This is a genomic window from Dasania sp. GY-MA-18 (assembly GCF_024734385.1).
Lineage (GTDB): Bacteria > Pseudomonadota > Gammaproteobacteria > Pseudomonadales > Dasaniaceae > Dasania > Dasania phycosphaerae.
The window spans coordinates 54,850-69,051 of record NZ_JANHAP010000011.1; the positions used below are offsets into that span (position 1 = coordinate 54,850).

The 14,202-nt window shown below is 47.8% G+C and carries 11 protein-coding genes; 3 read left to right on the plus strand and 8 right to left on the minus strand.

Annotated elements, in window-relative coordinates; all coding sequences use genetic code 11:
- Nucleotides 1–96: 96 nt before the first annotated feature.
- The 6 genes from NO559_RS13505 to polA form a co-directional block, all read right to left on the minus strand.
- Nucleotides 97–1,170 carry a PIN domain-containing protein gene (locus tag NO559_RS13505; RefSeq protein ID WP_258332388.1) on the minus strand — a complete coding sequence of 358 codons (1,074 nt, stop codon included), beginning with the start codon at nt 1,168–1,170 and terminating at the stop codon, nt 97–99.
- Between the two features lie 97 nt (nt 1,171–1,267).
- Nucleotides 1,268–1,579 carry a hypothetical protein gene (locus tag NO559_RS13510; protein ID WP_258332389.1) on the minus strand — a complete coding sequence of 104 codons (312 nt, stop codon included), beginning with the start codon at nt 1,577–1,579 and terminating at the stop codon, nt 1,268–1,270.
- Nucleotides 1,580–1,652: 73 nt separating this feature from the next.
- Complete coding sequence (locus tag NO559_RS13515; RefSeq protein WP_258332390.1) at nt 1,653–1,988, minus strand: hypothetical protein; 336 nt, start codon at nt 1,986–1,988, stop codon at nt 1,653–1,655.
- 52 nt (nt 1,989–2,040) lie between these two features.
- On the minus strand, nt 2,041–2,490 hold the full coding sequence (locus tag NO559_RS13520; RefSeq protein WP_258332391.1) for a hypothetical protein: 450 nt from the start codon (nt 2,488–2,490) through the stop codon (nt 2,041–2,043).
- Nucleotides 2,487–3,164 carry a hypothetical protein gene (locus NO559_RS13525; protein ID WP_258332392.1) on the minus strand — a complete coding sequence of 226 codons (678 nt, stop codon included), beginning with the start codon at nt 3,162–3,164 and terminating at the stop codon, nt 2,487–2,489. The genes NO559_RS13520 and NO559_RS13525 overlap by 4 nt, the downstream gene beginning before the upstream one ends.
- A 383-nt stretch (nt 3,165–3,547) precedes the next feature.
- Entirely contained in the window at nt 3,548–6,289 is a 2,742-nt protein-coding gene (polA, locus tag NO559_RS13530; protein WP_258332393.1) for a DNA polymerase I, read from the minus strand.
- A 150-nt stretch (nt 6,290–6,439) separates the two neighbouring features.
- On the opposite strand from polA, the gene NO559_RS13535 reads away from it, so the two are divergent.
- On the plus strand, nt 6,440–7,426 hold the full coding sequence (locus tag NO559_RS13535; protein WP_258332394.1) for a homoserine kinase: 987 nt from the start codon (nt 6,440–6,442) through the stop codon (nt 7,424–7,426).
- A 421-nt stretch (nt 7,427–7,847) separates the two neighbouring features.
- On the opposite strand, the gene NO559_RS13540 is transcribed toward NO559_RS13535, so the two are convergent.
- Nucleotides 7,848–8,327, minus strand: coding sequence for an Lrp/AsnC ligand binding domain-containing protein (locus tag NO559_RS13540; protein WP_258332395.1), 480 nt, complete (start codon nt 8,325–8,327; stop codon nt 7,848–7,850).
- Nucleotides 8,328–8,530: 203 nt separating this feature from the next.
- On the opposite strand from NO559_RS13540, the gene putA reads away from it, so the two are divergent.
- Both putA and NO559_RS13550 read left to right on the plus strand, forming a co-directional pair.
- Nucleotides 8,531–12,355 (plus strand): bifunctional proline dehydrogenase/L-glutamate gamma-semialdehyde dehydrogenase PutA, encoded by a 3,825-nt coding sequence (putA, locus tag NO559_RS13545; protein WP_258332396.1) that lies wholly within the window; start codon nt 8,531–8,533, stop codon nt 12,353–12,355.
- Between the two features lie 72 nt (nt 12,356–12,427).
- Nucleotides 12,428–12,616 carry a hypothetical protein gene (locus NO559_RS13550; RefSeq protein WP_258332397.1) on the plus strand — a complete coding sequence of 63 codons (189 nt, stop codon included), beginning with the start codon at nt 12,428–12,430 and terminating at the stop codon, nt 12,614–12,616.
- On the opposite strand, the gene pepQ is transcribed toward NO559_RS13550, so the two are convergent.
- On the minus strand, nt 12,613–13,941 hold the full coding sequence (gene pepQ / locus NO559_RS13555; RefSeq protein WP_258332399.1) for a Xaa-Pro dipeptidase: 1,329 nt from the start codon (nt 13,939–13,941) through the stop codon (nt 12,613–12,615). The genes NO559_RS13550 and pepQ overlap by 4 nt on opposite strands.
- Nucleotides 13,942–14,202 lie beyond the last annotated feature (261 nt).

Here is a 14,202-nt window from a genome sequence, read left to right on the forward strand (position 1 = left end):
ATGAATTTCTCGGGGCTAAGCACCTAACGCCACGCTCTGCGGCAATTTTGGAGCGCAGCGGAAAATTGACCGACAGCAGCGCCTTGTTAAATTTTTTTAGTACCACTCTTCTCCATCTTCTTCAACTGCAACCTCGATGCCACCAGACACTCCAGCCACATGTAGGTCAAGGTCTTCCGCGTTTTCTAGCTTACCATCCTTAAATTCGTAGCTAAGAAACATTTCTACTGTAAAAGTTTTTGAAATAGTGCTTGTTCGTGAGGTGCTATCGAATGTAAACATTCGACCTTCTTCTTTGTCGTAAATCCCATTAATGAAGTCAGGCCCTATAACCGTTACTTCAAACTCAATATCAATATCGAAAGTAATCTGACTTTCTTCATCGTCAATGTAGATTACTGAAGGAATAATTTCCCCAAGTTGCTTTACGGTGAGCCCATCATCAACTTCTGCATCTTCCCATGTTGAAGAGTTATAAACTTCACAATCTTCCAGGTATTCCTTAATTTTATCCTTTATAGACATCTCATTTACAGTAAAGTACTGTCTAACTTGATCAGATCGCGTATTCGTGTGTTGTGTATAAATATCTAGAAGCTTATCTAATGTTTCTACTGAAATTAATTGAGGCTCGGACTCACAAAACTCTTTTAAATCACCGTCATCAGAAATGACGTATATTTTTTCACCTTCGTCTAGATATGATTTGATTGATAGTAATGAAAAAGCATCTGGAAATTCAGACTTTTTCTTACCTTCGCCAAAGGGAGGTTTTGTTTCAAAATATAAAGATAAGATATCTTCTGGATCGACTTCACTAGCCTCAACAATCTCGGTTGAGCATCCGTTCATATAGTCTTCGAATACCTGACTAGATTTTTGATAGATATCTTTTTCGGGTACTTCTGCAAAAAGCCCTTGAATCTGATCATCTTCTAGAGAAGAGAGAAGTCTCGCCTTTCTTCTAAAAGTCTTTATTGCGCCGATAGCCTCTTTTACTGACACAGCAATTTTTGCTTCAACTTCACGTTTCACAACTGACGTGGAGACATGGAACAATTCATTGGATTCACAATATTTTCGAAAGGATTTTAGCGCAGGATTATCAAAGTGGAGACCTGCTTTTACAAAATATTGTGTATCAATAAATACTTTTCTAGTTTCTAGCACGACATTTCTTCCTGAAATTTAACGCCTTTGGCAGGGGCAAGCGGCGCAGCCGATTGTCCAGCCCGTAAGGGCGAACTTGCCCAAATTTGTTATGTGCTTACCCACCTGGAGAAACACCTGTTGGATTACTTGTGTCTACTTCAGCATTTATTGGTGATAAGCCCATATGTTCTCTTAGTGATTTGTACTTTGATTCACAACCTGAGTCTTTTGAATAATGCGAAAACTCTGTTGCTTTTAGATACCTAGCATATGCAAATTCTTCATTTGGGCCAGATAAACCAACATTGTTTATTATTACTTTAAGATCAGTGTATTTCTGCTTTTTTATGGGCTTAACCAAGGAGCCAATTTTTCGTTTGTGCATTGTAAATGCAATGGCTCGAACATAAAGCAGTAATTTAATCATGATTACACATAACGCCAAAAGCAGCGGGCGGCGAAGCCGTCCGACTGCCTTGCTTTGTTAACTGTTGGTGACTTCACGCTGCCACCACCACATAAACACAAGCACTAAACATAATTGCAAAAATAGTTGAAGATACTTTTGAGCTGATACTTGTGCAAAGATACTGAGTATAACCAACGCAAGACATTAGATAGAATACGGCCACCATTGGTATTGTTAATATACGTGAAATATCATGGCTCCAATCTTCTGGATGCTCATAAGTGAGCGGATAGAAGAATATGCGAGAAAACCAATCTTTCTTTGCTCGCAGTTTTTCGATACCGCCCTCACTCTCAAACATGCCCCCTGCGCTTATAAAAGACACAAAGGTCAAAGGGACTAGTATGAATAATAATACTTTGCTCATATGAGTACAGTTAACGCCTAAAGCAGCGGCGCGTTTTTGGCGTCCGCTGCCTTTATTTGTTAGATTTTTCTTTAGATTGAGGCTGAGTAACAAACTTATTAAAACTGTTTGTAGTTTCTTGGGCATCTTTGTTTAAAGTAACACTCTCAAGAACTTTATTGTGCAAGTTAAAATACATCTGCTTTGCCTGCCAATCTGAAATACTTTTATTCTTTTTCTGGTCCTCAATGTATTTAATGGCGTTTAGAATCGACTGATCCACCTCCTTTCTTCGAAGATAACTGGGGAGATGAATCGACACCACGCCCAAGCCGATCAAATGCCACATTTTGATGGCGCTAAAGTTTAGAAACTCTATAGATTTTACCAATGGATATGCTAGACCAAGCAGGCCATCTAAAATTACTCCGATCAGAACGCCAATGCTTGTACCTCTCGGACTAGACACAAAAAGTATATTAATGGACTTTCTAAAGAATTCGGTTATCCCTTCTTCATTCATACTGTAGCACCGTTAATTCCACTATTTTTAAGAGATTCAGCCTCGACTTCAGGCAAAGGAATAACTCTCTTCAGGCCGCCAGAATCATTGAAGTCATTTTTGTTTGCGTGGTTTAAAATAAAATTAATTATTTCTTTAGCTTCATACTCATTTTTTCCATACCAACCCTTTTTTACTCGATACATAATGAGCTGTTGGTCCGCGTGGATGCAAAAAAGCATCAATGAAACTATTGCCAACAGAAAGTAACTAAACTCAATTGCCGTCAGCAATGCCAATAAAAAATTAATAACTAAGCATAAAATCAATATAAACTGAATCTTTGTAGATTTTTTTAGCTTATCAATCAGCATCACGCCTACAATTGTATTAGATCGCTTATTCTGTTCTGAACCAACATTTAGCTCTTCGGAAAGAGCTGATACAGCAGCTATCAGGGCCGAATTCATCAGAAGTACTGATTTTTTGTTGTATTTCCCAAACGGAAATGTATCCACCAATATAGTTTCAACTACACGAGTATAAGCATTTGCTCGATCAGAGAGTTTCGCTGATGCATTTAACGAATGTTTAAACGCTGATTTAAAGTCTTCATTTCTTAGGAAATTGATAGCCATCGATAGAATTACGAAGGCCGTCGAAAGCCCAAAAATGATAAACGCGACAGTTTCCATAATTTTGAGATACTCCTCTTCTGAAATCTAACAGTTTTATTAAAACGAATGGCCACATATAAACATAATGTCTAGATCTAGGCAAAAAAGTCTAAACCTGTATTTTTATGTCCATATCTGACTACGCCTTTATGGTTACATCTGCCTATTAAACCTACTTTATTTTTAAGCAAGAAAACTGCTGATATTCAGCTGTGTATTACCACTACACTTTTAATTATCGATACAAAAGTACCCGTTGCTTTTTTATTTGCCACACTTAAATATGGCTTTTACATTTACCGTAATACCCCCCTCAAAAAAACCACCACCCTCCTAGCTTTTATCTTTTTCTTACCACTTGCCGCTTGCAACTTCCCGCTGCTGAGCGCCTAGCGCTCAGCCTAATGCGCCTCATCCCAATTAGCCCCAAAGCCCACATCAGCAATCAACGGCACATCTAACTTGGCCGCCGCAGCCATGCGCGCTACTACGCCATCACACAGTGCTTGCTTGTCTGCCTCGGCTACTTCAAACACCAATTCATCGTGTACCTGCATAATCATGCGGGCGTCTAAGCCCGATGCTGGTAGCCAGGCTTGCACTTGCACCATGGCTTTTTTGATGATGTCGGCGGCGGTGCCTTGCATGGGGGCGTTGATGGCGGTGCGCTCGGCGGCTTGGCGGCGCATGCCGTTGGAGGCGTTAATTTCGGGCAAGTACAGGCGGCGGCCAAACAGGGTTTCTACATAGCCTTTTTCGGCGGCCTGTTCGCGGGTGTTTTCCATGTACTGCATTACGCCAGGGTATTTGGCGAAGTAGGCATCCATATAGGCCTGCGCTTCGTTGCGGCCTATGTTGAGTTGTTTGCCTAGGCCAAAGGCCGACATGCCGTAAATTAAACCAAAGTTTATGGCCTTGGCGCTGCGGCGCTGTTCGCCCGACACTTGCTCTAGCGGCACACCAAATACTTCTGAGGCGGTGGCCTTGTGCACATCTAAACCTTTTGAAAATGAGTCTAGCAAACCTTTATCTTGCGAGAGGTGGGCCATAATGCGCAGTTCGATTTGCGAGTAGTCGGCGGCCACGATGATATTACCCGGCCCGGCGATAAAGGCCTGCCTAACCCGGCGGCCTTCGTCGGTGCGTATGGGTATGTTTTGCAGGTTGGGGTCTGAGGAAGATAAACGCCCGGTGGCGGTCACCGCCTGATGGTAGGAGGTGTGTATGCGGCCGGTGTGCGGGTTGATCATCTCCGGCAGTTTATCGGTGTAAGTGGACTTGAGTTTGCTCAGGCCACGGTGCTCCATTAATAACTTGGGCAGCGGGTAATCCAGGGCTAACTCGGCCAGCACTTCCTCGGCGGTAGAGGGTGCGCCTTTGGGGGTTTTTTTAATCACCGGTATGGCCAGCTTTTCAAACAGTATGCGGCCCAGCTGCTTGGGCGAGCCCAGGTTAAACTCCTCACCGGCTAGCTCGTAGGCTTCGCGCTCTAGTTCGGTAAGGCGGGCGCTGATCTCGGCGCTTTGCTGGCCTAATAGCTCGCGGCTAACCAGCGCGCCGTTCATTTCTATATCCGATAGCACTTCCACCAGAGGCAGCTCTATCTCTTCAAAGACTGACTTCAAACTGGGCTCGCGCGCTAGCCGCGGCCACAGGGTTTGATGCAGGCGCAGGGTAATGTCGGCATCTTCGGCGGCGTAGGGGCCAGCTTGCTCTAACTCGATTTGGTTAAAGGTGATTTGCTTGGCGCCCTTACCGGCTATGTCCTCGTAGTGTATGGTTTTGTGATCCAAATAAAACGAGGCCAGGTCGTCCATATTATGGCGGCTGGCGGTGGAGTTAAGCACGTAGGATTCCAGCATGGTATCAAAGGCTATGCCCTGTAGCTTAATGCCGTGCTTGGCCAATACCGACCTATCGTATTTTAGGTTTTGCCCCACTTTGGCTTTGTTGGCGTCTTCTAATATGGGTTTTAGCTTGGCTAGCACTAGCTCTTGGCTAAGCTGCTCGGGCACGCCTAAGTAGTCGTGGCCAAAAGGTACGTAGGCGGCTTGGCCCGCCTCTACCGCAAAGCTCACCCCCACCAATTTGGCCTCCATATAGTTGAGGCTGGTGGTTTCGGTATCAAAGGCAATCAGCTCGGCGGCTTGTAAGCGTTGCAGCCATTCATCCAGCTGCGCCTCGGTAAGTATGGTTTGGTAGTCCACCTCGGCCACTTTTTCGGCCGCGCTATCAACACCGCCGCCCTCTTTAAGAGGCTGGCTGTATTCATCCATCCAGCCTTTAAATTCTAATTCGGTAAACAGCTCTAGTAAGCGCGCCCGGTCTTCTGCGGCCATCACCAAGTCTTGCGGGCCTAACTCCAGCGCTACGTCCAGCTTGATTGTGGCCAGCTCATAGGAGAGAAACGCCAGCTCACGGTTGGCCTCTAGCTTTTCGTGCATTTTTTTAGCGCCGCGAAACTCTAAGCCGGCGACTTTATCGAGGTTGTTATAAATATTCTCTAAATTGCCTAGGCCTTGCAGCAGCGCCAGTGCGGTTTTTTCACCTACGCCGGGTACGCCGGGAATATTGTCTACCTTGTCGCCCATTAGCGCTAAGTAGTCGATGATTAGCTCGGGGGGCAGGCCAAACTTTTCTTTTACGCCCTCTACATCCATTACCGTTTCGGTCATGGTGTTGACCAAGGTAACGTGTTGGTTAACCAGCTGGGCCATATCTTTATCGCCGGTGGATAACACCACATCTATGCCCTGCTCGGTAGCCTGCTGGGCCAGGGTGCCCATGACATCGTCGGCCTCTACCCCTTCTATTACTAGCAGCGGCATACCCATGGCTTGCACTATATTGTGTATGGGCTCTATTTGCGGGCGCATATCGTCGGGCATGGGCGGGCGATGGGCCTTGTACTCGCTGTATATCTCATCCCTAAAGGTTTTGCCCTTGGCATCAAATACCACCGCTATGGTGCTGCCGGGGTAATCCTGCTTTAGCCTGCGCAACATACTGGTAACGCCCCGTATGGCCCCCACCGGCTCACCCTTAGAGGTGCGTAAGTCGGCTTTGTACATGGCGTGAAAGGCACGGTAGAGATAGGAAGAGCCATCAACGAGTACCAATGGCTGAGTAGAGCTTTGTGACATGATTTTGATTCGCAGCAAAAAGTTAGTTAACGCCCACCAAGCAAGTAAGGCTTAGCAGGGCTATAGTTATAGACAGGGGTGAGCTACAGTATCACCGCTACTTTTTAACAGCAATCGCCAAACATAAAGCAATGATAAAGGAGTAAGTGCATGGCTGTTTACACCGTGCTAGACCGTGAAGAGATAGAGGCCTACATCGCCCCCTTTGGCATAGGCCCGCTAGTAAGCTATGAAGGCATAGCCGAGGGTATTACCAATACCAATTATTTTATTACTACCGACCAATCGGAGTTTGGCAGTGAATTGCAAACCGAACCGCTGCAACATTTTGTGCTCACCCTGTTTGAAGTGCAAAATTTAAACGATTTAAAATTTTATACCGAGTTAACCACCCTGCTTAACTTGCGCGGCCTGCCCGTACCCTGCCCAGTGCGCGACAGCGATGGCGTTAGCCTAAAAACCCTGCAAGGCAAACCCGCCTTATTAATCCCCAAAGTGCCCGGCCAACATGCCATGCAGCCCAACCCCAAACAATGCCGCGAGCTGGGCGAGATTTTAGCCAACATACACCGCGCCTGTGTGGACGCCAATTTACAGCATCAAGGCCCGCGCTCAGTGGAGTGGCTGGTGGCCGCAGCAGCCGAGCTAAGCCCACAACTGGAAGAGGCCGACCAAAAATTACTCAACGATGAAATCAACCACTTTGTAAACCTGCACAATAGCAACCTCAACCTACCCCGCAGTGTGATACACGGCGACTTGTTTAGAGACAATGCTTTATTTGTAGGCGACAGGCTGGCGGGCATTATTAATTTTTTTAGCGCCAGTGATGGCTATTTATTACACGACCTGGCGGTAGTGGCCAACGACTGGTGCTCGGAACACGACGGCAGCCTAAACCACGACTGCTGTGACGCACTACTGGCTGGCTACGAAAAAAACCGGCCGCTCACCGACGATGAAAAAAACGTGTGGGATGATTTTTTACGCATCGCCGCGGTACGCTTTTGGGTTACGCGTTTATTAATTAAATTAAACCCCAGCGGCCATCATCGCCCCGGCGGCTTAATGGAAATTAAAGATCCACAGGAGTATAAAAATATTTTGATACAGCGTATTTATCCTAGTGAGGATTAAGTAAAAACCGTTTTAAGTCATTCCGGGCCACGACCCGGAATCCAAACCAAACCCCGCAACCCCATGGATCCCAAATCAAGTTTGGGATGACAAGCGGCCTCGCTCAAATCTAAACCCAACGTCATTCCGGGCCACGACCCGGAATCCAAACCAGACCCTGCAAAGCCATGGATCCCAAATCAAGTTTGGGATGACGAGCGGCTTCGCTAAAATCCAAACCCAAGGTCATTCCGGGCCACGACCCGGAATCCAAACCAGACCCCGCAAAGCCATGGATCCCAAATCAAGTTTGGGATGACGAGCGGCATCGCTAAAATCCAAACCCAAGGTCATTCCGGGCCACGACCCGGAATCCAAACCAAACCCCGCAAACCCATGGATCCCAAATCAAGTTTGGGATCACGAGATAGCCTGATCAAACTTATTTTATTACCGGAATAATATGAGTGGACTTCACCTCTTCCATTACCGCATAGGTGTGGGTTTGGGCCACGCCCTCTATAGCCGCTAGTTTTTCGCCTAAAAACGTCCTATAGGTTTGCATGTTTTCGGTGCGTATTTTAATCAGGTAATCAAAGCCGCCTGCCACCATCACACACTCTACCACTTCGTCTAAGTCGCGCATGTGGCGGTTAAACTTATCCAGGTCTTCAGTGGCGGTGCGTTTAAGTGACACCTCTATATAGGCCACTAAGGCGGCATCTAATAACTCGGGGTTGAGGTGGGCTACGGTCTCTTTAATGTAACCACTTTTTTCCAAGCGCCGCACCCGCTCTAGGCAGGGCGAGGGGCTTAGGTGCACCAGCTCGGCCAGGTCGCAGTTAGCAATTTTGCCATTGCGTTGCAGGGTATCCAGTATTTTTTTGTCTATGCGATCCAGCTTTTTTTCGCTTTTAGTCATGGTATTACCTGGCTCCACGGGGGGTGATGAGTAATAAAAATGATTCACTACTATAGCGATTATTTAGGCAATTAATATGCGGCTTATCAAGCCTGAATCCCTATTTCATATCGAAAATATAGCCTATTTCCAAAGCACCTGCTGCGTCATATTACCTACTATTCCTGCATTCAATCTTTGCCATTTTTTATAGGATCGGTTTTATGCAACTGCCTCGTACGCTAGACACCACGTCCCCCCTACGCCAGACCATACGCCAGCATTACCGCGCTGACGAAGCCCAGGTATTAGAGGGCTTATTAGCCATGGCAGAAGTGGATAAGCCTACACAAGGTCGCATTGCCAACACCGCCCTAGCGCTGGCAGGTCAGGTGCGCCGCACCGCCCAAAAAGGTGGCCATATACAAAACCTGCTCAACCAGTATTCGCTATCAACCAACGAAGGCATAGTGCTTATGTGCCTGGCCGAAGCGCTGCTGCGGGTGCCCGATAGCACCACCGCCGACCGGCTAATACGCGACAAGCTGATCAGCGGTGACTGGCAGGCGCACTTGGGCAAAAGCGACTCCTTTTTTGTTAACGCCTCGGCTTGGGGCTTATTGCTATCGGGGCGCATCGTGCGCTTTAACCCGCAACAGCAGCAACAACACATCAACAGTTTAAAAAGCACTTTGGCCAAACTAGGCGAACCCGTTATTAGATCCGCCATGCGTCAGGCCATGGGCATTATGGGCAACCAGTTTGTACTGGGGCGCAGCATAGCCGAGGCCAGTAAGCGCGCCACCAAACTAGAGGCCAAAGGTTATCGCTACTCCTACGATATGCTGGGTGAAGCAGCCCGCACCATGGCCGATGCCGATAACTATTTTAAAGCCTACCAAACCGCCATAGCGCATATAGGGGCCAACACCAAGGGTAGCGACATTTATAAAAGCGCTGGCATCTCAGTAAAGCTCTCAGCCATACATCCCCGCTACGAGTTATTAAAAAGCGAACGGGTTATGGATGAGTTAGTTAGCCGCCTTAAAAGCCTGGCCATTATGGCCAAAGACTGCGACATAGGTTTTACCATAGATGCCGAAGAGGCCGACCGTTTAGACCTATCGCTGGATGTAATAGAGGCCGTGTTCACCGCACCCGAATTAGCAGGCTGGGAAGGCTTTGGCTTGGTGGTGCAAGCCTATCAAAAACGCGCCCTGCCTGTATTGCAGTGGGTAATAGATCTCAGCAAAAGAACCGGCAAAAAAATGATGCTGCGTTTGGTTAAAGGCGCGTATTGGGACAGCGAAATAAAAATCGCGCAAGTGGAAGGCCTGGATGGCTACCCGGTGTTTACTCGCAAGGCCGCTACCGATGTTAGCTACCAAGCCTGCGCCGGTTTATTGCTGGATAACCGCGATGTCATCTACCCGCAGTTTGCCACCCACAACGCCTACTCGGTGGCCTATATTTTAGAGCGCGCACTACAAGGCAACAACGGCGGCTTAAGCGGGTTTGAATTTCAACGCCTGCACGGCATGGGCGATGGCTTATACGACGATATTATTAGCCAACAGGGCATACCTGTGCGCATTTACGCCCCAGTAGGCGAACACAAAAGTCTGTTGGCCTACTTGGTGCGCCGCCTGTTAGAGAACGGCGCCAACTCCTCGTTTGTAAACAGCATCGTCGACGACGAGCTGCCCTTAAGCTCACTGGTACAAGACCCCATAGCCAAAGTGCGCAGCTGGTCGCAAATCCCCAACCCCAATATTCCACTACCCATAAACTTATATGGCGACGAGCGCAGCAACTCCCACGGCATCGATTTAAGCGACATACCACGCCTGCAACGCTTGGCCAGCAACAGCCAAACGTGGGCGCAGCAGCATATTAAAACCGCCGCTGACTTCAACCTGGCTGATAAGACTCTAGCAGTATCAAGCAGCCCCACCGACACACGCCATTTTTTAGGTGCCGTGCCGCGCAGCTCCGCCCAGCAGCTAAGCCAAAAGTTAGACCAAGCCGCCGCCGTGTATCAACAATGGTCCAAGCTTGCCGTAGACCAGCGCGCCGCCTGCCTGGAGCGCTTAGCCGATAAACTAGAGCAACACATGGATGAGCTTATCGCCCTGTGTACTCATGAGGCCGGCAAAATAGTCGCCGATGGCGTAGCCGAAGTGCGCGAGGCCGTAGACTTTTGCCGCTACTACGCCGTGCAGGCGCGCAAGGTTTGCGGCCCGCACCCGCAATGGGGCGAGCACGGCCAGCTGCAGTCGCGTGGTGTGGTGTTGTGCATTAGCCCGTGGAACTTTCCGCTGGCTATCTTTTTAGGCCAGGTTACCGCCGCCCTAGCTGCGGGTAATACCGTGCTGGCCAAACCCGCCGACACTACCTGCTTAATCGCCAGCCGCGCCTTAGCGCTAATGTCAGAGTGTGGTTTCCCCGATGATGTAGTGCAGCTCATCGTCACCCCCGGCCCACAGGTAGGCGAGCTATTACTGCCCGACCCGCGCATAGCTGCTGTGATGTTTACCGGCTCTACCGGCGTGGGCGAGTGGATAGCCCACAAGCTGGCCGAACGCAGCGGCCCGCGTATTCCGCTAATTGCCGAAACCGGCGGCCAAAACTGCATGATAGTCGACTCCACCGCCCTACCCGAGCAAGTGGTAGACGATGTGATCGCCTCCGGTTTTCAAAGCGCAGGCCAGCGCTGCTCGGCCTTGCGGGTATTATTTTTACAAGAAGACATCGCCGACGAAATTATCGAAATGATTATCGGTGCCATGCAAGAGCTACACATAGGCGACCCGAATTATTTGCACACCGACATAGGCCCGGTAATCGATAACAAAGCCTTATCGGCGCTGCAACAACACGCTCAATATTTAGATAGCGATGCCGTCAAAGGCCAAGCCAAATTATTGTACCAATGTAAACTTAGCGACGAATGCCAACACGGTACTTTTTTTGCGCCACGACTTTATGAAATAGATAGTATTAATGTGTTACAGCAAGAAGTGTTTGGCCCCATCGTGCATATAGTGCGCTACCCAGCTAATCAATTTGAACAAGCCCTGGCCGACATTAACAGTACAGGCTTTGGCCTCACCGCCGGTGTACACAGCCGCATACAACACACCGCCGAAAAAGTGGTTAATACCATTAACGCGGGCAATATTTATATTAACCGCAACACCATCGGTGCAGTAGTCGGGGTACAACCCTTTGGCGGCCACGGCTTATCCGGCACTGGCCCCAAAGCGGGCGGACCATCTTATGTGTATAGGCTCACACAAAACACTACCGCAAGCAGCTCTGACACTGCTATTGATACCAACACGGTGTTTAGCAAACTAGCCCACCCTACAGGTATAAACGTTGCTAGTAATCCTACTGCGCATTATTTACATATTGCTGGCAAGCACATTGTTGATATTGCGCAAAGAGCTGAGCAGGTTAAAAACTTTAGCCAACTATTAATTAACGATAGCGGTTTAAAGCTAACTTCGGATTTCGCAAATCATATTAATATTATGGTAGATCAAGCTTTAAGCTCCCAGCTAAAAGCGGCTACTCTAACTGGGCCTACTGGCGAGCTCAATCAGCTTATGCTCACACCACGAGGTAACTTGCTATGCCTACAGATGGGCGATCATTATGTTGAACACGGCCTACGCCAACTTTGTGCGGCACTACTATGTGGCAATCGTGTAGTACAGCTTAGTGACAATGCACTTGATTATAGCAAGCTAATAGCGCAAGCCGGTTTGCAATCGGCTTATCAACGCCTAAGCATCAATAGTGAGCGCCAATTGCAAAACTTATTATTGGCAGAGCATTGCCACGGCCTGGTATTTAGCGGCCCCATAAGCTTGCAAAAAAATATCGACCAGCTGCTATCGCAACGTTCAGGCGCTTTGCTGCCTTTTATTACTGAAAGCCACGGCCCCGCTATGATGCATCGCTTTGTGCTGGAAAAATCCATATCTAACAACACCACCGCCTCAGGGGGCAATGCGGCCTTATTAGCTATGAGTGAACCCTAGGCAGGCCACAATATTTAAGCTTGTTGTGGCTTAAAAAACCTACTATTACTTAATACTACTTAAGTGAGAAAGATGATGAAAAATACCGAACTTAGTAAACCTACTTATAGTGATAAAGCCAACCAGCAGCAAGCTCATACGGCCATAACTAACACTACAGATAAGGGGCTGGAATGTATCAGCCTAGCTGCCACTCAGCAGTTGAGTGGCAGCCAGGCTAATGAGGATGAAGATGAGTCGTTTTTAAAGGGTTATAACTAAGCCAAACTCGCCTGCTGGGTCAGGTTAGTTACTCCTTGCGCAGTCATTAAAATATTATCCTCTATACGTATGCCGCCCCAGGGTTGCATAGCGCTAACTGCAGGCCAGTTAATCAACTCTTTGCGCGCGTCCTGTTTGGCCTGTTGTAATAGCGGCTCTATAAAATATAAACCCGGTTCTACCGTAAAAATTTGATTGGCCTCTAGTTTACGGGTTAAACGTAAATAGGGATGATCCTTAGGTGGCTCTAACACATCGCCTAATGGGCTGCTTAGCCAACCGCCTCTGTCGTGTACCTGTATACCTAAATAATGCCCTACCCCGTGGGGGAAAAACACCTGCGTTACTTTTTGCTCTAACAGGCTCTCTACGCTGCCCTTGGCCAGTTTAAACTCCAGTAAGATTTTAGCTATGCCTAGATGGGCAGCCAAGTGTAAATCGAGGTAGCTCTGCCCCAGGCTTAGGCTATCGACTAATTTTTCGTGCAGTTTGTTCATAGCAATAATTAAGTCAGCAAAATCTGACGAGCTAAAAGCATAGCTGCGGCTGATGTCAGAGGCGTAACCACCCACGCAGGTGCCGGCATCAATTAAAAATGAACGGTGCGCCTCGGGCTTAGTGCGCTGCTTTTGCGGGTAGTGCAACACGGCAGCATGTTCATTAAGGGCAATAATACTGTTATAGGGTTGCTCGTTTTCTAATTGCTGGGTGGCCTGTAAATAGGCCATATGGATTTGGTATTCAGAGCCACCGTTATAAAACGCTTCAGCTGCGGCTTTGTGGCCTATTGCTGCCGAGTGATTGGCCAGCTGTATGCAGCCCTGCTCATATTCGCTTTTATAGGCGCGATGATAATCAATAAGGTTTAACAACTGCTCGCAATTGCTTACACAATGCGGCAGCTCTGCGATTAAGGCGTTGGGCTCGCCTATATACACCGAGGGCTGCTGCTTGCTGTTTAATAACGGTTTTAAATCTTTAGCGTCCGCATAGGGAATCACTTCAAAGGCCTGCTGCACTACCTCATCGCGTAAGGGCGCGGGTTGGTGCCAAATATCCTCAGGGCAGTAGTGTAGTAAGCTAGGCTGAGGTTTTTGGCTATCAATAATTAACCAAGAGCCCGCGCCTTCGCTTAGGTTTAGCCAGCTGGCAAAGTACGGGTTGAGCTTAAAGGGGTAATCTGTGTCGTCTCTAAAGTGGTAATGGCTATCGCCTGCAGCAATCAATAAACGGCTATAACCTAACTGGTTTAACCATTCACAAGTTTCAGTAAATCGCTTTTTTACATGTTTTAGATACAACTCTGTTAAAGCACTGGGTAGCACATATCACCTCATAGTCATTACTCAACAACGCAGTTTTGCGCTTACACCTACGCCTACACTTACATCTACACTTAAAGAAGCTAATCACAAATTCAGTTATAGCGCTTTGGGATTGTACGCGCTAGCGCGTTATATCTGCCACTACAGGTTATTTTTGATCGTAGTTAAGCTTAGCTAGCCCCTCCCTACTCTACCTATCCTCCCCTACCCTATGGCCAGCACTAAATACTTAGCTAGTTTTACAGGCAAAAAAAAACGGCC